At 55.5% G+C, this 22,920-nt stretch carries 18 protein-coding genes; 10 read left to right on the plus strand and 8 right to left on the minus strand.

All coding sequences use genetic code 11. From position 1 onward, the window contains the following. Positions 1-139 precede the first annotated feature (139 nt). The 7 genes from prmC to LAO76_16990 all read left to right on the plus strand — a co-directional run bounded on the left by prmC (position 140) and on the right by LAO76_16990 (position 6,719). Entirely contained in the window at positions 140-1,006 is an 867-nt protein-coding gene (gene prmC, locus LAO76_16960) for a peptide chain release factor N(5)-glutamine methyltransferase (protein MBZ5492614.1), read from the plus strand. A gap of 216 nt (positions 1,007-1,222) precedes the next feature. Further along, entirely contained in the window at positions 1,223-1,987 is a 765-nt protein-coding gene (locus LAO76_16965) for a succinate dehydrogenase (GenBank protein ID MBZ5492615.1), read from the plus strand. Further along, complete coding sequence (locus LAO76_16970; GenBank protein ID MBZ5492616.1) at positions 1,984-3,711, plus strand: FAD-binding protein; 1,728 nt, start codon at positions 1,984-1,986, stop codon at positions 3,709-3,711. Before LAO76_16965 ends, LAO76_16970 begins: the two co-directional genes overlap by 4 nt. A 194-nt stretch (positions 3,712-3,905) precedes the next feature. Then, the gene (locus LAO76_16975) at positions 3,906-4,649 is read left to right on the plus strand and encodes a succinate dehydrogenase/fumarate reductase iron-sulfur subunit (protein ID MBZ5492617.1); all 744 of its coding nucleotides are present in this window, start codon (positions 3,906-3,908) and stop codon (positions 4,647-4,649) included. A gap of 132 nt (positions 4,650-4,781) precedes the next feature. Continuing rightward, positions 4,782-5,294 (plus strand): hypothetical protein, encoded by a 513-nt coding sequence (locus LAO76_16980; protein MBZ5492618.1) that lies wholly within the window; start codon positions 4,782-4,784, stop codon positions 5,292-5,294. A gap of 223 nt (positions 5,295-5,517) precedes the next feature. Then, the gene (locus LAO76_16985; GenBank protein ID MBZ5492619.1) at positions 5,518-6,402 is read left to right on the plus strand and encodes a universal stress protein; all 885 of its coding nucleotides are present in this window, start codon (positions 5,518-5,520) and stop codon (positions 6,400-6,402) included. Positions 6,403-6,404: 2 nt separating this feature from the next. Beyond that, positions 6,405-6,719: a hypothetical protein gene (locus LAO76_16990; protein MBZ5492620.1), complete on the plus strand. Its 315-nt coding sequence runs from the start codon at positions 6,405-6,407 to the stop codon at positions 6,717-6,719. 3 nt (positions 6,720-6,722) lie between these two features. On the opposite strand, the gene LAO76_16995 is transcribed toward LAO76_16990, so the two are convergent. The 4 genes from LAO76_16995 to LAO76_17010 are packed head-to-tail and all read right to left on the minus strand — an operon-like array spanning position 6,723 to position 11,021. Continuing rightward, positions 6,723-7,247 (minus strand): hypothetical protein, encoded by a 525-nt coding sequence (locus LAO76_16995; protein ID MBZ5492621.1) that lies wholly within the window; start codon positions 7,245-7,247, stop codon positions 6,723-6,725. Then, entirely contained in the window at positions 7,247-8,107 is an 861-nt protein-coding gene (locus LAO76_17000) for a hypothetical protein (protein ID MBZ5492622.1), read from the minus strand. Before LAO76_17000 ends, LAO76_16995 begins: the two co-directional genes overlap by 1 nt. Before the next feature lie 2 nt (positions 8,108-8,109). After that, on the minus strand, positions 8,110-9,207 hold the full coding sequence (locus LAO76_17005) for a hypothetical protein (GenBank protein ID MBZ5492623.1): 1,098 nt from the start codon (positions 9,205-9,207) through the stop codon (positions 8,110-8,112). Continuing rightward, positions 9,207-11,021 carry a hypothetical protein gene (locus tag LAO76_17010; GenBank protein ID MBZ5492624.1) on the minus strand — a complete coding sequence of 605 codons (1,815 nt, stop codon included), beginning with the start codon at positions 11,019-11,021 and terminating at the stop codon, positions 9,207-9,209. The genes LAO76_17005 and LAO76_17010 overlap by 1 nt, the downstream gene beginning before the upstream one ends. A 347-nt stretch (positions 11,022-11,368) precedes the next feature. On the opposite strand from LAO76_17010, the gene LAO76_17015 reads away from it, so the two are divergent. Next, positions 11,369-15,583 (plus strand): tetratricopeptide repeat protein, encoded by a 4,215-nt coding sequence (locus LAO76_17015; GenBank protein ID MBZ5492625.1) that lies wholly within the window; start codon positions 11,369-11,371, stop codon positions 15,581-15,583. A gap of 14 nt (positions 15,584-15,597) precedes the next feature. Further along, the gene (locus LAO76_17020) at positions 15,598-16,851 is read left to right on the plus strand and encodes a glycosyltransferase (protein MBZ5492626.1); all 1,254 of its coding nucleotides are present in this window, start codon (positions 15,598-15,600) and stop codon (positions 16,849-16,851) included. A 10-nt stretch (positions 16,852-16,861) separates the two neighbouring features. Here LAO76_17020 and LAO76_17025 read toward each other — a convergent pair whose 3' ends face one another. Both LAO76_17025 and LAO76_17030 read right to left on the minus strand, forming a co-directional pair. Then, the gene (locus LAO76_17025; GenBank protein ID MBZ5492627.1) at positions 16,862-18,145 is read right to left on the minus strand and encodes an FAD-dependent oxidoreductase; all 1,284 of its coding nucleotides are present in this window, start codon (positions 18,143-18,145) and stop codon (positions 16,862-16,864) included. Continuing rightward, positions 18,133-19,269, minus strand: a complete 1,137-nt coding sequence (locus LAO76_17030) for a hypothetical protein (protein ID MBZ5492628.1) — start codon at positions 19,267-19,269, stop codon at positions 18,133-18,135. The genes LAO76_17025 and LAO76_17030 overlap by 13 nt, the downstream gene beginning before the upstream one ends. 379 nt (positions 19,270-19,648) lie before the next feature. Here LAO76_17030 and LAO76_17035 point away from each other — a divergent pair, with 379 nt between their 5' ends. Further along, positions 19,649-20,023 (plus strand): hypothetical protein, encoded by a 375-nt coding sequence (locus LAO76_17035; GenBank protein ID MBZ5492629.1) that lies wholly within the window; start codon positions 19,649-19,651, stop codon positions 20,021-20,023. Positions 20,024-20,148: 125 nt separating this feature from the next. Here the strand turns inward: LAO76_17035 and LAO76_17040 are convergent, their stop codons facing one another. Together LAO76_17040 and LAO76_17045 are read right to left on the minus strand one after the other, a co-directional pair. Further along, complete coding sequence (locus LAO76_17040) at positions 20,149-21,585, minus strand: phosphoglucomutase/phosphomannomutase family protein (GenBank protein ID MBZ5492630.1); 1,437 nt, start codon at positions 21,583-21,585, stop codon at positions 20,149-20,151. Between the two features lie 198 nt (positions 21,586-21,783). Further along, complete coding sequence (locus LAO76_17045; protein ID MBZ5492631.1) at positions 21,784-22,896, minus strand: NTP transferase domain-containing protein; 1,113 nt, start codon at positions 22,894-22,896, stop codon at positions 21,784-21,786. Positions 22,897-22,920: the final 24 nt, after the last annotated feature.

Here is a 22,920-nt window from a genome sequence, read left to right on the forward strand (position 1 = left end):
CCCCTATTGTCATTGGCGCATCGGGTCCACCATTTTTTCGGCTTCAACCATTTCCAGCGAGTAAGGACCTCTCACATCGTTCGAGATTTCAGAAAGCTCCTTTGCGTCATTAACGTCCTTTGCGGTACAGTTCCCCGGCATGCAACTCAAACAGGCCGTTGATTCCGCGTACCAGATCTTCATTGAGAATGACGTTCCTTCTCCGCGCCTGAATGCCGAGTTGTTGCTCTTGTTTGTCCTCAACCGCGAACGCGCGTATCTCTACGCCCATCCTGAGCGCGAGCTGGACGAAGACGACCAATCTCGCTACGACGAAGTCATTCGCGAGCGGGCCCGCGGCTGTCCCACGCAGTACATCACCGGACATCAGGAGTTCTGGGGGCTTGATCTGCTGGTTTCGCCCGCGGTACTGATCCCTCGCCCGGAAACCGAGCACGTGGTTGAAACTGTGCTTGAGCTGGTGAAGGAATATCAGTTCGACGGCCCCGGCCGCCTGAAGCTCTTAGACGTGGGCACGGGCTCCGGATGCATTGCCCTGGCGCTGGCCAGTGAGCTGCCGCACGCAGAAATCCATGCCTGCGATATCTCTGACGACGCGCTGGAAATGGCACGGACCAACGCTGCCCGCCTCGCTCTGGGCGGGAAAGTGCTTTTCCGTAAGTCCGACCTTCTGGCCGTCTATGCAGGCGAAAAGTTCGACTTTATCATTTCCAACCCACCCTATGTGGGCGAAGCCGATGCCGACAAGGTTCAGAAGCAGGTACGCGAATTCGAGCCCAAAATCGCAGTCTTTTCCGGTCGTGAAGGAATGGAAATCTATCGACGGTTGATCCCACAAGCGCATGCCGCTCTGCGGCTCGGCGGCTGGTTCGTTGCAGAAATCGGCTACTCAGAAGAAGAAAAGGTGCGTAGTCTGCTTGCGGGGTGGCAAGACATTCAGGTCACGGCGGACTTACAGGGAATCCCCAGGGTGGTGGCAGCGAGGAAGGCTCAAGAGATCGGGTGAGCGTTTTTCTACGATCCCGAGCGCAGCCCTATAAGCGCGGCGATCTTTAGGCGCACTAATTTTTTCATTTCCGCACTGCCACGGGTACTTTTCAATCCGTAGCTGCCGTTCCTTGTCACGATAGGGCTCCCTCTCCCGCTGCGCGGGAATCGGGATGTTAGAACAAGCCTCATTTGCTACACTAATCAGTTTTCAATTCACCCTTGGAGGTGAAGTTTGGCAGAAAGAAGCTCTGCTGTGCCGGTCGGCCTGGGCCGCACGTTGCGCCGCGACGCCTGGTGGATGGAGAACATCCCCGTCATCATACTTCTTGGTGGATTCGGCCTGTACGCCACTTGGCGCGCCTTCGAAGGAAAATTTTATTGGTCAGATCCATATCTCTCGCCCTTTTACTCTCCGTTGCTTAACATTTCATGGTGGCATCTGTCGCCGGCGCTTCTGATCCTGGCATTCCCTCTCGGGTTCCGCGTCACCTGTTACTACTATCGCAAGGCTTATTACCGCGCGTTCTTCATGGACCCACCGGGCTGCGCCGTGGGCGAACCGGCAAACCGCAACTATCGCGGCGAAACCAGGTTTCCTTTCATCCTGCAAAATCTCCATCGTTATTTTCTCTATGGGGCCATCGTCTTCCTGTGCTTTCTCTGGTATGACGCCATACGCGCTTTCTGGTTTCCGGGCCCAGATCAAAAACTTCATTTTGGCATCGGCGTAGGATCACTGGTGTTGCTCGTCAACATCATCCTGCTCACGCTCTATCTGCTCTCCTGCCACTCGCTGCGGCACCTGATCGGCGGCAAACTGGATTGCTTTTCCTGCACCGTCACCAATCGCGGGCGTCATGGCGCATGGAAGAAAGCCAGCTTCCTCAATGAACGCCACATGCTGTATGCCTGGTGCAGTTTGATTACGGTTGGATTTGCCGATTTCTATGTCCGCATGGTGGCCAGCGGCATGATCAAGGATTTTAGAATATTGTGACGAACCAGACGAAGTATGAAACCCATGAGCATGACGTCCTGATCATTGGCGCGGGCGGCGCGGGCCTGCGAGCGGCGATTGAAGGCCTTGCCGCAGGCGCTCGCGTTGCCGTGGTCTCCAAATCTCTGCTGGGCAAGGCGCACACTGTAATGGCGGAAGGCGGAATCGCTGCCGCCATGGCCAACGTGGACAAGGCCGATAGCTGGCGCACACACTTCCGTGACACTATGCGGGGCGGCAAGCTAATGAACAACTGGCGCATGGCCCAGCTCCACGCCCAGGAAGCGCCTGAGCGTGTCCGCGAACTGGAGCAGTGGGGCGCGCTCTTTGATCGCACGTCTGACGGCGACATTCTGCAGCGCGCCTTCGGCGGCCATACGTTTAAGCGCCTCTGCCATGTTGGCGACCGCACCGGCCTGGAGATGATCCGCACGCTACAGGACCGCGGCGTGCAGATGGGCTTTGATGTTTTCATGGAATGCACCATCATCCGCTTGCTGACCGACGGTAAGCGCGTTGTGGGCGCTTTCGGATATTGGCGGGAGCAAGGCCGCTTCGTGGTGCTGAAGGCTAAAGCGGTGGTGATGGCGACCGGGGGCATTGGCAAGGCGTGGCGCGTCACTTCAAATTCCTGGGAGTACACCGGCGATGGCATGGCGCTCGCCTATGACGCTGGCGCGGAATTGCTCGATATGGAATTTGTACAGTTCCATCCCACCGGGATGGTCTGGCCTCCGGGCGTGCAGGGAATCCTGGTCACGGAAGCCGTTCGCGGCGAAGGCGGCATTCTTCGCAACAAAGACGGGCAGCGCTTCATGGAGAAATACGATCCCAAACGCATGGAACTCTCCACCCGCGACGTGGTTGCGCGCTCCATCTATACCGAAGTCCGAGAAGGGCGCGGCAGCGAGCATGGCGGCGCGTATCTGGATATATCCCACAAGCCCGCTGAATACGTGAAGCAGAAGCTGCCCAGCATGTATCACCAGTTCAAGGAACTGGCGGACGTGGATATCACCAAAGGCCCAATGGAAGTAGGTCCCACCTGCCATTACATGATGGGAGGAATCCGCGTGGAAGCCGAAACTGCTGCGTCATCACTGCCCGGACTTTTTGCCGCGGGCGAAGCTGCCGCAGGACTCCACGGCGCCAACCGTCTTGGCGGAAATTCGTTGTCTGATCTTCTGGTATTCGGCCGCCGCGCAGGATTGGGCGCTGCCGCATACGCCAGCAAAGCGCCTGCCGCTTCGATCGACGATCAGCAGATAGTCGAGGCTGAACGCGACATGCTTGCGCCGTTCGACCGTGGTCAGGGCGAGAATCCTTACTCTGTTCATCGTGACCTGCAGGAAGTGATGCAGAACCTGGTCGGTATCTTCCGCGTGGAAGAAGACATGAACAAGGCCATGGGCGAACTGGAAAAGCTGAAAGCCCGCGCCGCGCGTGTGCGCGTGGAAGGCTCACGGTTGTTTAATCCCGGCTGGCATCTCTCAAAGGATTTGAAATCGATGCTCACGGTCTCAGAGGCAGTGACCCGGAGCGCCATGGCCCGCAAGGAAAGCCGCGGCGCGCATAGCCGCATCGACTTTCCCAAACTGGACGAACAAGTCTGGGGCAAACAGCACAACTTGATCACGCGCGATGGAGCAGGAATGAAATTGCAGCAAACCCCGGTGGATGCTATTCCGGGCGAATTGAATGAGTTGCTGGCAGAAGAGAAATAGGCAGAACGACAGGTGCAAGCACGAATCGAGTCACTTAACGTAGAGACGTAGCATGCTACGTCGGGTGCATCGATATAGCAGCGAGCCCGGCTTGCGCGGCGAGCTGCTTGCCTCAAGGGCAGAAGAATCTCTGGCGGGCATGGCGCGCCGGCGGTTTGGAGCGAAGCGACAGAAATAGAAGCTAGGAGTTATTCATGGCTGATGCGGTCTTAGAGGTCTTTCGCGGCGATCAGGAATCTGGTGCAGCAAAGCAATATACCGTCCCGATCGCGCCGGGCATGGTTGTGCTTGACGCGCTGCATTACATTCAAGTGCACCTGGAGCCCGATCTCGCAGTGCGGTGGAACTGCAAGGCCGGCAAGTGCGGCTCCTGCTCCGCGGAAGTCAACGGCAAGCCCCGCCTCACCTGCAAGACTCGCATGGACGCGCTGCCCACCGACAAGCCCATCACCGTCTATCCCATGAAGTCATTCCCGGTGATCAAAGACCTCGTCACGGACGTCTCATGGAATTATCGCGTCAACAAAAAGATCCCGCCGTTTTCGCCCAAGCCCAAGACCGATTGGAAGATGTATCAGGAAGATATGGACCGGGTGCAGGAGTTCCGCAAGTGCATTGAATGTTTCCTGTGCCAGAATGTCTGCCACGTTGTGCGCGACCACCACAAGAAAGAAGAGTTTGGCGGGCCGCGCTTTTTCGTGCGCGTGGCATCGCTGGAAATGCACCCGCTGGACAACCTCTCACGAGTCAAACTTCTCAAAGACGAGCTGGGCATCGGTTATTGCAACATTACCAAGTGCTGCACTGAGGTCTGCCCTGAAGAGATACACATCACTGACAATGCCATCATTCCTCTCAAAGAGCGTGTGGTGGATGAATATTACGATCCCATCATGAAATTGGTGCGCAAGATACGCGGCGCGCCAAAATCGGATTAGAATTGTAACAGTGGTTAAAAAAGATCGCTCAACGCGCGAGGCCGGCTTGCGCGCCGAGCGCTGCTTCGGGCAGCAGATGCCTTTCCAGGCAACGAGACTTGCCGGCGGTTTGGAGCGTAAGCGACAAGACCTATGGAACGGCAGCTAAAAGCAATCTCAAAGAACGGCATTACAGAGGCGCTGGCAAAAGTACAGCACTATCGTTACCTGAACCAGGCGGAGGAAGCGGAATCAATCTGCCGCGATATTCTGGCCATTGACCCGGAAAATCAAATGGCGTTGCGCCAGTTAGGTCTCGCCATCACTGACCAATTTAGAGGCACTCTCTCTGACGGATTCCACGAAGCCCAGACTTGCTTTGAAAAACTCTCCAGCCCTTACGAGCGATCCTATTATCAGGGCATTTTGCATGAGCGGCGTGCCAAGGCCCAGCTACGCGCCGGCCACACGGCGCACTCTCTCATGGCCAGCTTTGAGAACGCGATGCGCTGTTTTGAGGAAGCTGAAAAAATACGTCCACAAGGAAACGATGACGCGTTGCTTCGCTGGAACCGCTGCCTGCGCCTGATCCAAAGCTTGCCCGCTTTGACAAACGAGTCAGATTCCTTTGATGCCAGCGACGCGCCGCCCATTTTCAGAAGGTGAGTTTCGCTGAGTGCTTGCGGCAGCCGGCGGAAGCTCTTGAAAACCCTGTTGTTGATTCTCTAGCACCCACTGCCGGATCTCCATAAACTCGCGTTGGGCTGCGGTTTTAGCGCCCCATAACCGGTCTTTTCTCTTCCGAGAACTTCAATCTGGCGTGACCGGCGTCACATCCTCCGTGGTCACTGCCTCATTAAACTGGGCACTCAATGAGTGAGGTGCCCTCATGAACACGCTTGAAGCAGTTACTGCGCTATCGCTAAAAAACATTCTTTTGGCTACCGATTTCTCTCCGGGCTCGGAAACCGCCGTAAAATATGCGCAAGCCATCGCGCACAGGCATTCCTCACGCGTCCACACCATCCACGTAAACTCGCCGGACTCATACAATCTGCTGGATCCGGATGCATTCTCCATCACGTTTAATGGCTCGGAATCAGACACAAAAAATGTTGCGGACGTGCTGCATGGACTTCTCACGGGACTGCCGAGCCAGACGCCATTGCGTCAAGGCGCGGTATGGGAAGTAATCAGCGACGTGGTGAAGCGCAATGAAATTAATTTGCTGGTGCTGGCGTCGCATGGCCGCCATGGAATTCCCCGGCTCGTCTTGGGTTCCGTAGCTGAAGAAGTTTTTCGTAACGTTTCTTGTCCGGTGCTTACGGTTGGCCCTGATGTGAAGCCCTGCAACAGCCGGGAGATGAAAATCAATAAAGTGCTGCTGGCTACGCATTTTGAAGCTGGATCAACCGCGCCTGCGCACGCCGCGCTGCTTTGCAATGAATTTGGCGCCGAGCTAACAGTCCTGCACGTGGCCGATGAGAACAAGGTTGCGTCGAACGGAAAAAATGGCAGAGAGCTTGCACAACAGCTCAACTCCGTGGTGCCGCCGGAGGCCTGCCTGTGGCGGAAACCAGTGTGTGTTCTTAAGTATGGATTGCCTTCAGCCAACATTCTGGAAGTTGCACAACAGATGCGCGCTGATCTGATTGTGCTGGGAGCACGCCATCCCGAGCCGGCGAAAATCAATTCGCACCTGCCCTGGGCGACCGCGGCCCGGGTCATTGCTGAAGCTGAGTGCCCCGTATTGACCGTGCGGCAGAAGGACTAGCTATGAGAACGACGAAGAGCAACTTGAAGATTGAAACGGATACAAGTTCCGACTATGACTCTACCTGCCAAAGGTTTGGAACGCGTGTTCAGTTAGGCGGCTATATAGCGGACATCGTGCCCGACGATGAGGAGAACCCTTCGATCCATCACTGTATCGTGCAGAGAATTGGCTCGCCGAAGGTCCTCTATCTGGGGCAGGAAAGCACCTTCGCGGCCGCTCTGGAATCCGGTTACCACCATCTTGAAGAGCTGGCCAGACCGCAGCCAAAGAAAACTGCCGCGATTTATGAATTCAAGGCCCCGGATCACAAGTAAAGGCTACTTAGCCATACTCTCAAGTACGCGCACTTTCCAGCGGTCTTCAGCACCGGTCATCACGGCGTAATACTGGATTTGTGCCTGGTCTGAGTGGAGCACGGTGCTTCCATCAAGCACCTGAGTTTCAATGCTGGCGGTATCCTTCAGTTCGATAGCCGCCCCGTCAGGTGAATAAAATATTGCGTCCACCTTGTGCCCATGGTCAATGATGCGTGTTGTAAGGCCGTTTTGTTTCTGGTCTTTCACACGCTGCGTGAGCTTGTCCAGAGCAAAGCCGGCGAAGTTTTCATTCAGCGGCTGAAGCGTATTGTTGGCCAGAGAAGTGGTTATAGCCTGCCACGCCAACGTATAGTCGCGCACGATTGCGTTTTGCGTTACGTCTTCCACCTCGCGCGGCTGGGCGCTTTTCACGCTGAGCTGCACCGTAGGTTTAGTGTCAGCGAAAATCCGCTCCAGCAGAGGCACAACGCCGGAGACCGCGAGCGCTACACCGGCACTGAGGATCAGTATGCGTGCAAGCTTCATTATCTGCCTCCCACGTGCAGTTCATTGCCCAGCACCACACCGGCAGCCACGGTGATGGTTGCGTTGTCAGATGCAGGCAGCTCGGCACGTGCCGTGCCCTTTTTGATGCGCGCGTCCACCGTGCTTTTGCCGGTCTTGTCAGTCTGGATGAACGTAACGATGGTCCCGTCCGGTACCGGATTACCGCTGCAATCGCGGATTGGATCTGTTTCCACGATTGTGTTTTGCGCCGTGTGACCGGCTATATGCATGCGGAAACTCCGCTCACATGGATCAGCCGCAACCTGTTGCACTACGCGCGCTACTGAAGTGTCACCGACGGAGGCGACAAACTGCGCCGCGCCCGCTTTGGGCGCGGACGCGCTATTGATCCACGCAACCCCTTCACGGCTGGTGACCGTCTTTGTCGATCCTGCCCCGCCAACGGACAGATTAAAGTTCACCGGCGTGGGATCAAGGATGAGGTTCTGGTACTGATCAAAAACAAATGTCACGCCGCTGATTACGTTGGGCCGCGCCACCGGCACGCGTGAAGGACGAGCGAGGAAATTGAGCTTTCCCGGCTTGCCCGGCTTTACCCAGAACACCTGGGATTGATTGGAATCGCCGCGCACCACGGCAATCCATCGTCCGGCGCTACGCAGCTCTTCACCTTTGATATCGACGCTGCCAGATTTAAATTCTTTCTTGATCACCTGTCCTGGCCCGACCAGGTACAGCGTTCCGCTTCCACTGGTGCCGATGGTGAGAGGCTGCCCGGCCACGGCATTCTGCGGCACATGCAGCTCCGCAGCGCGCGCGCAATCCTCCGCGAACCAGCACAGAGCAACAAGCAGACCGATATAAATTACTTTACGCATAGTTAGTTCTCACGGCTGTTGAGGCTATAGTGATTTACGGTTACGCGATAGGTGTGCACGTTGGCCGCAAGGTCGTCGCGCAATGCCACGGAGAAGGGTTGCGGCGTCTGCGGCAGCAAAGCGTGATCAGAGTAGGCGTCAGAAACCCAGATCACCTGTCCGCCATTATCGTAAAATGTTGCCAATACGTGCGGGATGTTTACAGTCTCTCCGCTCTCATTCAGCAATTCGCCTTTCAGCACAGTTCGTCCAGTCAGGTCTTTTTCGATCCTCTGATGCAACACAGCGATGACCGGATCGGCCGATGCGGGTACGAGCATCCAGTTGTGAGTCATGCGGACGGATTTCACGTCGGCCTTTTTGATGCCAGGAAAATCGATGCGATACGGCGATACTTCCTTCGGAAGCAAAACGTGTGAGAGCTTGTCAAAGCTGCTTTCTTCCGCAATGTCTTTGCCGCTATTGTCGGTAAGCACCGCGCCCACGCTAATGAAAGCCGGGACAGTATCTTCATTCACTACTTCGCCCATGATGATCAGAGCGCCGTCGCGCTCCACGGCATGCATGGAAAGAATGCGGCAATTCGGGTTCTCAACGTTCTGCGCGCCCCAGTCATCGCCAGCGCCACGCCACACAATGTCCCAGCGCAGATAGTTCACGGGAATCACCTGCGGCGGCACGTTCACTTCTTTTTCCGCTGGCCACACCACTTTCCATGTGCCATCGTCTTTTACTACTTTCAGGTCACGCGTCTCAAAAGAAGCGCCAACGGCGGTCGCATACTTGATTTCAGTGCGAACCGTGGCTTCATTTTCAGATTCATGCAGCACGCGCGTGTTGACCGAGTCAAGCTGAGAATAGGTGCGCAGGCTGCCGTTGCGTCCAGCCAGATCACGAACGAAGCCGCCCTGGTCAACGTTGCTGGAAGGAGCGACAAAAGCATACGCGCCCTGCCAGTCATGCGTCTTGGCATTGTCAAACATTGCTTGCACGGCGCCATCCGGCGTGGAGGCGTGCGTGGTCTTGCTTCCATGCACCGTGCCAACGGCAATCAATCCCACCGTAAGCGCTCCAAAGATGATTGCTAATAAGCGGCCCATTACAATGCCTCCCGGTATACAGGTTCCTCGCTTGAGGTCAGCGGGAACTCAATTGTTTCAAGCTTGCGGCGCTTGTCTGGGAACGCCAGAACAAGGACCAGCGCAAGAATGCTGCTGCCGATGGGAAGCGTGCCCCAGAGAATCCCTTCCATGCGGGTGGGCGGCGTTCCGTATGGCGTCTTGTGCGCCGGAGGAATTCCATCTTTCACCCACAGGCTGACATTGCCACGATCATAAACTTCTGTCTTGCGCCAGCCGGCAAAGGCGATCAGCGGCTCGTAATACGGGTCACGAACAAATATGTATTTCAATCCGTACTGCTCGGCGTGCTTTAGCACGGCCCGCAGTGACTCAATGCCGTTTGTCCCGTAATACTTTGAGTTGGTGAGCTGAGCTGATCCGTACTTCGTCATTTCCGGAAGCAGACGGGCGGAGTTGTATTCGCCGTCAACGCTGCTGGCGTTGGCGTAGATTCCCACTTCAGACATCTTGCTTCCAAAACCGAGTGTGAGATACCGGTACTTGTCATGGCCGTCGCGGTTCAGGAAGGAAACGACCTCAGCCGTGCTGAAAGGCGCATCATGGATAGGGTGATACACCGGCCATGAAACCGCCATCGCTACACTGAACGCGCCTAGCGCGCCCAGAACGAACGCTGCCTTGCGTCCATAGCGATCAATCAAGACCACAGCGCCCAAAGCCACGATCGGCAGCGCCATCAGGTTGGCCCAGAAGCTGAAACGCTCAAAGGTGAGAATGTCAAAAGGATTGTGGACATTCGCGCCGGTAATCGCATTCACAACACCGGCAAGCATGCCCAGCAAGATGCGCGGCAACGGTGTGGTTCCGCCCAAGCCGAAAATCATCGTCAGCCAGAAGCCGATGAAGAGCGGACGCAGCCTGGATTCTTTTAGGCCTTTGAGAAAGATGAATGGAAGCGCCAGCAACATTGCGCCCCACGGCACAATGATGTAGTTCACCGCCAGCCAGCCCTGAGAGAAGAAATTCTCGCGGCTACCGTGTGGGATAGGCATCTGCTTGATCGGGTTGGCTTTTAGCGCCAGCCAATATGGCAGCAGCACCACGATAATTCCGACGAGAGAGAGCCCGGCAAAAATTGCTGACCGTATTACGACTCCGGCGGTAGTAGCATCAAGACCATCGCGTTTGCGATCCATGATGGCCGTGACCACTACGGGAATGGTGAAGATCACGCTGGCAAACAACAATGTCACGTGGTGCGCCGAGGCGGCGGCCATAGTTAGCGCCAGGGCTTTGCACAACGCCATCATCTTGCTTTCACGCGCCCATTCATAAAAGTACCCAAGCGCCATCAGGTAAAGTGGCGCGGCCCATGTGGTGGATAACTGTCCGTCAACGTACACGAGCGAAGCCAATGATCCCAGCAGCACACTGCCAATGGCGGCGTAACTGGCGGCCCGTTCGCCCACCCATATTCGCGCATATTTATAAACGCCGATAGGAAGCAACAGAATCGCAATCAGCTGAACAAAAATATAGGCCAGGTTCAAGCCCATCACGTGGGAGAACAGCGCCATCCACTGCTGCTCCATAGGCGGATACGTCGTCTGCGAGAAACCGGTAAACCACTTTTCATTCCACGGATTGAACCAGTGTGTCGCATAGTGCGCCGCAAAAAACTTGTGGAAGTCCGCGTCGTACGAGTCATTGGTAATTTGCATCAACAGGAGCGGACCGTGCACCAGCAACGCCAGCAACAGCACCCAACTCAAAGGAATCGCACGAGTGGGCAAAGTAACCTGCCTGCTCGGAGCGATGGATGGGGAACTCATGAAAAACCTCCGTGAATGCGAGTGCGATGATCGCGAAATCTCTACTCAGTGAGACGGCAATTAAAAAAGGGACGCCGCTAATCAGCAGCAGTTTTGCTTCAGCAGAGACTTCGATTCCAAAAGAGGTGCTGGGGTTTTCCTAGTGGCATCCGGATTCTCATTTTTGGAGCATTTTCGGTAGTTTCCACCCTGCTAGCAATCCCTGAGAGCAAAAATGGCATCTTGATTCAAGATAAGAACAGAGCTGCTGCCGCAGTTGGGCATGCCGCTTTCGCTAAATCCTTGGTAGCGTGCGTGGAACCCTGGTGGCCACGTGTTCTTTCTGCGACTCTGACAACGGTGGTCCCGTGAAGAAGAACTTTTTGCGTCTCGCGCTTTCCTGCTCTCTATTTCTGGTCAACTTTGGCTGGGCGCAGACGTTTGATCTGAACAGCAAGCCGCAAGACCAGAACCAGAAATCCCAGCCTAAACAGAACAATGGCAAGCGGCAGTCCTCAGGCCGAGCCAGCAGCGGTGGTGGCGGCTCAACTGCCTGTGGAACCACTGGCAGCGGATGGGGCGGCAGTATTGAAGCTGGGCGTTATGCGCGTGCGGCTGAAAAAGCGCTGGCAAATGGCAATCCTTCGGCAGCAATGGGTTATGCCGAGCATCTCACTCAGGCCGCGCCTAGTGACGCATGCAACTGGTTCCTGCTGGGCTACACCAGCCGTCTGGCGGGGAACTCAAAAGTTTCACTCGATGCCTATCAGAAGGGTCTCTCACGCCAGCCTAACTCCGTGGAAGGTCTCTCCGGCATGGCCCAGACGTACATTCGCATGGGCAAAGCCGACGAAGCAAAGAAACTGCTGTTGCAGGTGATCGCTGCCAATCCCCGCCGCGCTACTGACTTGGCGATGGCCGGTGAACTCTTCATGCAATCAGGCGATCTCCCCCGCGCGCAGAATCTGCTGGAACGTGCCGAAGGTGTTCAGCCTTCATCCCACGCCGAGCTATTGCTGGCCATCACCTACATGAAACAGAAGCAGACAGACAAAGCGAAACAGCTTCTGGACCGGGCAATGAAACGCAGCCCGAAGAACACTGAGATATTCCGCGCCGTTGCCCAGTATTACCGCGAATCCCATGACTACAAGTCCGCTATTGCCATTCTGCAAAAGGCTCCGGTCAAAAATGCCGACGTCATGTCCGAATTGGGCTACACATATGAATTGGCCGGCATGAAGAAAGAATCGGCTGACACATATGAGAAAGCTGCCAGCCTTGCCCCGAAATCTGTGAATGTACAGTTGGCCGCCGCACAGGCACAGTTGCGCGTCGGCAATCTGGATAAAACACGTACATACCTCTCGCGTGGCGAACAGCTTGATGCGAATTACTACCGCCTGCACGCAATCCGCGGCGACCTGGCCAAGATCGAGCGCCGTGATAGTGACGCAATCCGCGAATATCTGGCAGCGCTGGCTGCCATGCCGGAAGGCCCTGCTGAAGGCGTGCTCTATCCCACACAATTGCGGCTCAACCTGATCGATACTTACCGCAATCTGGATGATGACGCTGCAATAACCCAGCAACTCAGAATCGCCCAGCAGGAACTGGCCAAGATCCAGGTCGAAGGCCCGCAGCAGGTGGAATATTTGCGCCTTCGCGCGGCCATCAAAGCGCTTGCTAATGACGTTCCGGGCGCTGAAGCCGATTTGAAGCAAGCGCTGCAGCTTGATCCTGAAAATGACAACGTAACTTTGCAGTATGGCAGCCTGCTTTGGAAGATTGGCCGCAAAGGCGAAGCCCGGCAGATGTACACGAGCCTGCTCAAGCGTGACGACAAAAACCGCTATGCGCTGGAAGCGCTGGGGTATCTCTCTCGTGATGAAGGCGACAATAAAGCAGCTGAAGGCTTCTTCGGCCGCATGGCCGCCGCCTATCCTAACGACTATGTTCCCTACATGGCCTTGGGCGATCTGTACACTGCCATGAAGGAATATCCCAAGGCGCAGGCCAGCTATGAGAAGGCCCACAAACTCGCACCGACAAATTCACAAATCGTAGCCAGCGGATCCAACGCCGCCATTGAGGCTGGCAAGGTTGATCTGGCCGGAGAATGGATCGCACGCGCTACCGGCACTATGAAGAATGATCCGCGCGTGATACGCGAAACCGAGCGCTATCTCTTCCTGAAAGGCCGTTACGCTGAATCCGCCAAACTGGGCGAAGTGGCAATTGTGAAGTTGCCGCATGACCGTGACGCCGCCGTTTACCTCGGCTACGACTATTACAACCTGGGCCGTTACGACGAAGTGCTGTCTCTGGTAAGCCGCTATGAGGCTGCCATGCCCAAGGAAGCAAACTTCCCGCTGCTAGCCGGGCATGTGCACAAGCAGAACCAGCTCTTACAGCAGGCGATCGACGATTTTTCCCGCGCGCTTGAGAAAGACCCCAAGATGTTTGAAGCGCTTGTAAGCCGCGGTTACGTCCGCAATGACATGCAGGACGCGCAGGCAGCCATCCGCGATTTTGAGCCCGCGCTCAAAATGAATCCCAACAGCGGCATTGCCCGCCTGGGTCTGGCTTTTTCATACCTGCAACTGCATCGCTCGCGTGAAGCTTTAGAAGAGACCAACAAGGCGGAAAAGTTGCTCGGCGAGCTGGGCGCTACACACATGGCCCGCGCAACCGCATACCGGCAGATGCGCGTTCTGGATAAGGCCGTAGCGGAATATCGAGTGGCGCTCAAGTACTCTCCAGACGATCTTAAACTTCATCTGGCGCTGGCGGATGCTTTGTTCCACGCGCGGCATTATGCCCAATCCATCAACGAGCTGGATGCTTCTCTGAAGCTTTCTCCGGATGATCCGCTCATTTACGCCAACATGGCTTCAGCTTACGCGCAGCTAGGCCGTCGCCCTGAAACATTCAAGTACATCCAACTGGCGGAACAGGAAGCAGTAGACCAATCGGCGATTCTTTTGGCCACTGGCGACGCACTGCTGACGTTGGGTGACCGAGCGGCTGCGTTGGAACGCTTTACGCGCGCGCTGGACGCTCCGGATGCCAACCGCGTTGACGTGCGCATTGAGTTCGCGAAACTGTTTGTCCGGCAAGGCAAGTTTACCGATGCCAAGCAGGAAGTGGCGCTGGCATTTGCTGAGTCGCGCATTGGCGAAGCCTCTCCCGTCACCGCCGACAATCTTGTTGAAGCCGCCAACATTTTCCTGGCCGCCCATGACTTTGATCTTGCTGAGCGGTACTTCGCCAAAGCCAAGGACCTGGGCGCTTCTGACGACACAGTAGCCATTGGCCTGGCCGACACCTACATCGCTCAAGGCTACGATCGCAAAGCGGAACGGGAACTGGCTGCACTGGGAAATTCCGCCGATTACCAGCAGAGCTATGATTATCAGCTTGCCTGGGCCAATATCTACACACAGCGGCATGACAATGCACGGGCCGTCACGGCATTTGCACGTGCCAATCAGCTTGCGGCAGATGATCCGATCGCCGAGCGTGGCCTGTTGCAGGTTGCCGGGGAGCAAGGCACGCCTCTGCCCTGGCGGCCAGATTTGAACATTCAAAGCGACGTAACGACGGGCGCGATTTTTGAAGACGCTACTCTTTACGAAATGAATAACAAGCTCATAGGCGCTCCGTTGCCTCCGCACGCATCCCAGGAGACTGACGCTAATAGCGCGTTCCACTACACGGGCTGGAAAGTGCCGATCAATGGCCTGTTTGGCGTCAACAATTACGTCGGAACAACTTTGTTTCCCAACCAGCTTTTGCCTGTTCGCCGGAACACTTTTGATACGATCCTGAATGTCGGCACAACATGGGTACCGCATCTTGGAAATTCCCATATCGTTTTTGTCCCGGGCATTCAATTTACCATCCGGCGCGATACGCGATCGCCAATCGATCTCAACCAGAACCTCCTGCGTGAGTATCTCTATCTGAGCACCTCACCTTTCTTCAACTGGCTGACAGTGCGTGGAAGTGCGATCCATGAAGCCGGTCCATTTACGCTGCAGAACCAAAATTCGCGCGACGTGGGCGCAAGCCTTGAGTTTGAAGTGGGACGTCCCTGGGGACACAACTCTCTGGTCACGGGCTATTCCGTCCGCGACCTCTTGTTCCGCCCGACCCCCCGTGAATTTTTCACCACAGACACCTGGGTAGGCATGGAACATAAGTTCGGTGAGAAGCTGGCTGTTACCGTGCTGGGAAAATATATCCGTTCATGGCGCGTACAGGACCTTACTTTCGCCACGGCGCAGGCGCTTATACCCGGTGCGCGCGTTGAGTACAAGCACAATGAGCGCTGGTCATTTGAAGGATCCATGGACCTGACCCGCGGTGAGGGATTCCACCTTTATGACAACGTTCAGAGTGGATTCCTCATCTCGTATGTAAAGCCGCTTCGTCGCAGCATGAACGACGTGAATGGTTCGCTCAACGTCGATTACCCATTGCGCTTTTCCGTAGGCGTGCAACAACAAACTTTTTATGGCTACACCGGCATAGGGAGCACATCGTCCTTCAGGCCCGTAGCCAGAATTTCAATCTTTTAGGTTCTCAGGCCCAGATGAAAATATGCTTTGTAAGCGGTTTCCCGCCGAGTAAAGCGGTGCTCAATGAATACGGCTTTCACGTAGCCAGAGAGCTGCAGGCCGATCCGCTGATCAGTTTGACCATTCTGTCCGATGAGTATTCAGGCGCGGAACCAGAACTGCCGGAATTCGACGTGCGCCGCTGCTGGAAGGAAAACCGCCTCAGCAACCACGTGCGATTGCTCAAGGCGATCCGCGACTGCAAGCCTGACGTTGTGTGGTTCAACCTGGTGTTCTCCAGCTTTGGCAACAAAGAAAATCCTTTAGCGGCATTTTCCGGGCTAACTCTGCCCGCCATGACGCGCATGGCCGGCTTTTACACCCACGTGACGCTCCACCATCTGATGGACCACATTGACCTCAATGACGCAGGCGTTCGCAACAAAGCGCTCTTTCGTGCGGCGGGAAACATTGCCACGCGCATGCTCCTGATGGCCAATTCAGTTTCTGTGCTGCTGCCGGCTTACCGCCGCACGCTGACGGAAAAATATAAGGGAGAGCACATTCACTATCGCGCGCACGGAATTCTTTCCGCGCGGCCGGAATTTCCTGATTTCTCCCGGCGCGGCAATCCCGACCACCGCATTCTGGCCTTTGGAAAGTGGGGCACCTACAAGCGTTGCGAAATGCTCATTGAAGCGTTTGAGGAGCAGGTGGCGCCCGCCTTTCCGCGCGCAAAACTGGTGATCGCGGGAACGAATAACAGCAACTCGCCCGGCTATATTGAAGGGCTGAGCGCGAAATATGCCAGCCACCCGGGAATCGAATTCAAGGGCTACGTGGAAGAACACGACATTCCGGACATGTTCGGCACTTCGTCATTCATGGTGATGCCGTATACATCAGCCACCGGAGCCAGCGGTGTGGCCAACCTGGCCGCAGCGTATGGTGTGCCGATTGTCTGCTCGGATATTCCCGATTTTCGCGAAATGGGCGATAGCGGCGGGCTGGCGATCAAGTTTTATCCCGTGGGAAACAAAGCTGCGCTGGCCAAAAACATGCTCGACCTACTGCAAAATGAGCAGGAGCAGCATGAAATGGCAGAGCAGAATTTTTCCGCCGCGTTGCGCATGACCATGCCGCAGATCATCCGGCAGTACGTTCGCGCGTTTGATCGGCATCAGCGAGCACGCGCATTGGAAGCTGTTTCACGTTTCCGCCGCATTCCCGCCTGGGTGCCTTCGCGCTCGGCCATCTTCAGGGCGTCGCGCTGGGGAAGCTGGAGCTAAGCAAAACTCTTTACGCCTGTTTTCTTTTTGAGCTCCGCAAACATTGAAGCAGCTCTTTTGCTGCGCGCAATCCGGTAGCAATCGCGCCGTGAACGGTGCCATTGTATCCGTGACTGTTCGTAGCCTCTCCGGCAAAGAAGAGTGTATCGACAACCGTCTCCGCGAGTTTCTTCGCCGCGTTCATGCCTCCCACGGCTGTGTAGCTATAGGCGCCTCGTGAGAATGGGTCCGCTTGCCAGTTATGCACAAATGACGCTGTCATTTGCGTGCGAAGTTCAGGCTCCGCAGTTTTTGTGATTCGCGCCAGGGATTGCAATGCGCTGCGAATGATTTCGTCGTTGCTGCGCCCAGTGTGCGCACTTGCATTCGGCCCCGCTGCCCAGCCCGTGAGAATGGGATAAGGAAGAGGATTGCTCGTCCACCAGGTTGGAAATTGATGGTCGTCAGTGAAAAGAAAGCTCAGATCAGCCATTTTCGGATCGCGCGCCCAAAACTTTTCTTTAAAGCACAGGCTCACGCGGATTACCGGACCCATTTCCAGAAAACTCATGGCATTCTGTTTTTCCGGCAGCGCGGGCGAGAAAACTATGCTGCCTGATTTCAACACTCCCAGCGGAAGCGTAACAATGGCCCGCGAGGCCAGATACTCCGTTAAACCAGCGCGGGCAACCACTTGTCCCTGCCGCCAGACAATCTCATTCACCGGAGTATTCATCACAATGTCGCAACGACTGCGGTCGATCCGATCCGCCACTGCTCGCACAAGACTTTCGTAGCCGCTGGCGATCCGGTGTTGCTGATCTCCGTTGATGGCTTCTTCTGCCTCGCTGTCGCGACGTAATGAACGCGCGCTGATGAGCGAGGGATCGGCGGCATGGAATCCTTCCACATACCTAAGCGCCTGCTGCTTTACGCTGTCATCTTCTCCGCTGCGGTCAAGATAGTATTTGAATGATTCGTCAGGCTCTTTCTTAGGCAGCCTGGAAAAAAGCTGGTCAACTTTCTCCATGAGATGGCCTGCATCTGCCCACTCGCCATTGATCTTCCTGCGAAAGCACCCTTGCACTGGGACAATTGGCGCCGCGCCTTCCGCCGCAAGGGCAAGGATTTCTTGGGGCCGCCCGTGAACAAACTCTGCTCCCAGCTCCGCAGGAAATTCGCCAGTCGAGCGCGTGTATATGCGGCCGCCCAGGCGTTCTCGCGCTTCCAAGAGTGTGACGCGCAACCCAGCCCCAGCAAGATGGCGGGCGGCTGTGAGGCCGGCAATTCCACCGCCGATGATCAGTGCGTCCATAATTCTGCAGTTACTTCTTGTTTGTTTGCTCCAGACACAGGCATAGGATACACACCCAGCGCTCTGGCCGCGCCGATATCGACGGTGAGAACTTCATTTGGCGGCGTCTTCTTGAGCCACGCCCGAGCGCGAGCGATTGCCTCCGCAAATGTTCCGCGCGGCAACACCGTCAAATCAAGATACAAAAAGTCCAGCGAGTTAGGCCCAAGTCGAACTCCGGTGAACGCATGTCCCGGAACAATCACGATCACGGGCTTCATCCCAAGATTTTCCAGAGCAGAAGCATAGGCCACGCTCACGTCAATGCAGTTGGCATTGCTGAGCTCCAGCGTCTCGCGCGGCAGACGAATGCGTTCTGTCTCGTTTGGATAGTTTCCGAAGGTATAAATGCTACTCACGTAACTGATACCGGAGCGACGCATCGCAGTAAAAATTGCCGCGGCCTGGGCGCGCACCTGCGCGGTCAGATCGATTCCAGGAACAAGGTTATAACCCCGCATTCTTCCGCCAGGAACCAGGCGTTCCGCCCGCGCGACCAGTTGCAGGACTTTATCATCATGCGGAGTAACCCAGCGGGCCAGCAACTGCGCGTTGGCAAATTTTCTTCCCCAGAAAAAATCAGAAGCGCTATGGATGAACACCGGACGTTGTTGCGCAAAAGTGTGTCCCGTTAAAGGGTCTTGAACTTCCACCACCAGCGTAGCGGGATGAATTTCGCCATTCTCGTAGGCCTTGGCCAGCAATTCAGGATCAAGGCTGAAGGTCCTGACCTCATGCGGCCCGATCACGGCAGTCTGGCGCAGCTCCGCGCTCCAACCGCGAACCTCTGACGAGATAATTTGCAATACCGCTTTGTCAGACGTGTTCGCTATGCTCAATACCGCAACGGGCCAGTAGTCGGCGGCGTGTGCAGCAGCAAGCGCGGGAAAAATCTCGCCGCGTCCGGGCATATTGAGCTGATACTGCATCTGCAGCGGCGAAGCAGGGCCGGTGCTGACCTGCATCTTTGCCGGCAGAGGAGGGTCGGGTAGAGGCTTGAGAGCAAGTTTAGTGACAAAAATCCACGTCCAGGCCAGCGCGCCTCCCAGACCTAGCGTAGTGCACAGAAAGACCCAGGCCAGCACACGCGCAGCTCTTCCATGTTGTCTGGATTTCACCATCTACTAAATTGGGTGATGAAGAGAGCTGACGGGTTGCAACAACTTTTGCCGGGAATTAAGGCAAGATTCTTAATTTCTGCCGCTTCGCTCCAAACCGCTTTTAAAAGTATCGTCCTGACTGGTGCAATCAGCCTGCATCGCGCCGCTCGGCGAGCACGGCCTCGCGGCATGCAACGCTACGTTAAAAACGTTCAATGATTTCCATTTTGAAATGATGCAGCCAATTTAAGAAGACTTTTTGTTGACATAAGAAATTGCGCGGATCCAGACTTGTTCTTGTCTGATCAATTTGTGCCGTAAAACTATTGAAGAGTGATCAGATGAAAGAGGTGAACTGATGAACATGAAAAAGCTGTTTGTGACTGCAGTGGGTGCATTGTGTTTTTGGTTGGGAAGCACTGCACTCGCCCATGCTCAGTCTTGCGATGTTAACCCGGTTGACAATGGATGCCCGAATCCTTGCTATTTCACTCCAGGAGCCACGGAGGGTTGCGACCCCCTGATTATGTGTGACGGTCAAACCTTTTCCACTTGCGACGAAAACATTGCAAGACGCCCCAAGAGCAGCGAAAGTTGGGCCAGGCTCAGTGATCTTGTCCAGCTGAAAGATCGCTCTTTCCAGAAAGAAATGGCCTCATTGCTTCCTCGAAAACCCCAAAGTTCCTGCCAGATGGCAGCTCTACCAAAAAGCAATTTATTTTCTCTTGAACTGAAGTGAACATTGCGGCAGGGTGATACCTGCCGCTTTCAAAAACTCAACCGCAAAGAAGCGAAGATCTAACACGGTCATGGCGGTTGGCGATTCAAAGACGCCTGCATCTCCAAACAAAGCCAAATAACCTGCTAAATACTAAGTACTGGTTTTTTGTTGTCAACAAACGCCACAGCCTCCTCGATAATTTCCTGCACCAGTTCCGGCGATGATGCTTCCACGTAGATGCGCATCAGCGGCTCTGTCCCTGAAGACCGCAGCAGAACCCATGCGTCTGCGCCTTTGTCTTTGATCGGCGCGTCAAGAAAGAACTTGATGCCGTCCAGATTCTCCTTGCGCAATACTTTGTAGCGGCCCAGTGAGGTTGTTTCACCGCTGCCGGCGCGGCTGATAGCAGCGTCTTTCACGTCGTTCGGGATGCGCAAATCGCGACGCGCGTAATAGTGCGGACCATATTCAGATTGTAGCGCCGCCACTAGCTGCCCCAGGCTCTTGCCTTCATCAGCCATCACATTAGCGAGAAGAAGAGCATTGAGCAGACCATCGCGCTCCGGCAGATGGCGTTGGAATCCGATGCCGCCAGACTCTTCGCCGCCGATCACAATCTGCCGCTCCAGCATCAGGTCGCAGATATATTTGAAGCCGATGCCGCATTCCAGCAGCGTGCGTCCATGCTTGGCGGCAATGCGATCCAGCATGCGCGTGGTATTGAAGGCACGCGCCACATCGCCCGGCCAGTCTTTATGCCTCGTCACCACCCATTGCAGCAGGATGGAAAAGATTTTGTGTGAATCCACAAAGCTGCCGTCTTCCGCCGCAGCGCCGATGCGATCGGCATCTCCATCGGTGATGAAGGCCGCGTGGCACTTTTCTTTGACAACAACTTCCTGCGCTGCTCGCACATGCGGCTCAATCGGCTCAGGGTTGATTCCAGGGAAAAGCGGATTAACCTCGCTGCGAATTTGTACATGCTGAATGCCGCGCTTCTTGAAGATATCCGCCAGCACGTTGCGCCCTGCGCCATACATGCAATCGATGGCAAACTTGAAGTTGGCTTTCGCGATCTTGTCCAAATCGGCAAACTTGCATATGGCTTCGATGTACGGCGTCTTGAAATCCGCTTCTTCCACTTTGGCCGCCTTGCCTTTTGGCATGGCCCCTTCGTGAACGTATCCTTCAATCTGCTTAATGATGGCGGGGGTCGCAGAGCCGCCGTAAGTGGCTTTGAACTTAACTCCATTCCAGTCCCATGGATTGTGGCTGGAAGTGATCATGATTCCACCCGCAGTTTTCAGGCTTCGGACCGCATAGGACAGAGCCGGTGTGGGAGTGTAGTCGTTCGACAACTTGATGGAAATGCCCGCGGCTGCCAGCACTTCAGCCGCGGCTTGCGCGAATCGGCGCGATCCAAAGCGTGTGTCATAGCCGATGACCAGCCCGCGGCTGGGATCTTCACTCTTCAAAACGTAGGCGGCAATGGCCCCGGCGACACGCCGCACATTTTCAAAGGTGTAGTCTTCGGCAATAACGCCGCGCCATCCATCGGTCCCAAACTTAATCTCATTCATCTCTGTCGCATCGCTCCAAACCGCTTTAAGAGTAAATTCTGTGGAAATGTAATCAGCCCTGAATTAAGCCGCCGGCAGCACGGCCTCGCGGCTCTTCAATAATTTCTGCCGCTTCGCTCCAATACCGCTCAGGATTTTCTACGCCCAATATTTGTCAGCGTTCATATCAAGCCGCTCGCCGCGTGGTCGGGCTCGCGCCTAGATCAGCTCAGTCAATTTCTTCTCACTCAAGTATTTCACAATTTTTCCTACATCCTGGGAGTGCTCCCGCGTGGTCACCAGAATTGCATCCTCGGTTTCAACCACAACCAGGTTATGGACGCCCACAGTGGCGACAAATTTCTCAGGCGCATAAACGTAGTTGCCGGTCGCATTCAGCGTGAAAGAGTTTTTGCTATGCAGCACGTTCGCGTCGTCTTCTTTTTCCAGGGCTGCGTGATGCTCATACAGAGCGGCCCAAGAGCCCAGATCATTCCAACCAAAGTCGGCGCGCAGACAGAATAAATTCGATGAGTGCTCTCCCTTGGCGGAACGCGGCTCCAGAACAGCATAGTCAATACTAATGTTTTCGCACTTGGGATAAAGCTGCGCGAATGTCTTGTCAAAGTCCTTGGTTCCCCAAGCCGCAGCAATCTGCTCGAGATAAGGCGTGGTTTCTGAGAGGTGTTCCCGCAAAGCCCGGGTAAGCGTTCGCGCGCTCCACACAAAGATTCCGCTGTTCCAGTAGTAATTTCCGGCAGTCAGGAACTCTTCCGCCCGCTGCTGGTTTGGCTTTTCAGTGAAGCGCTTTACCCGGAACAGCTCAGATTCAATTTTTTCTCCGGTCTCAATGTAGCCATAACCGGTTTCAGCCCGCGCAGGCTGCACTCCCATGACCACAATGTGATCTTCGCGAGCGGCAATTTCAATGGCGCGTTGCAGCACCTTGCGAAACTTTTTCTCGTCGCCGATCACGTGGTCCGCGGGAAACATTCCGATGATGGCATTAGGCGCGATCCTTTCCAGCAAGAAAGCTCCCAATCCAATGGCCGGAGCGGTGTTGCGGGCCTCAGGCTCCGTCACAACCTGCCGCGGAGGAATCGCCGGTAACTGCCGCTGAATCTCTTCGGCAAGAAATTCATTGGTGATCACCCAGAAATCTTTTTCCGTACCCAGAGGGAGCAGGCGTTCCATGGTTTTCTGGATCATGGTCTGCTTGCCATCGAGCGCCAGCACCTGCTTGGCCTGCCTACGACGGCTGCGCGGCCAGAAGCGTGTCCCGCTGCCGCCCGCAAGAATCACTGGATAGAATGGCTGTTTGCTCACAAGCACCCACAGGGCAGAAGCCCGACGTTT

Source organism: Terriglobia bacterium, from assembly GCA_020072645.1.
GTDB lineage: Bacteria > Acidobacteriota > Terriglobia > Terriglobales > Acidobacteriaceae > Angelobacter.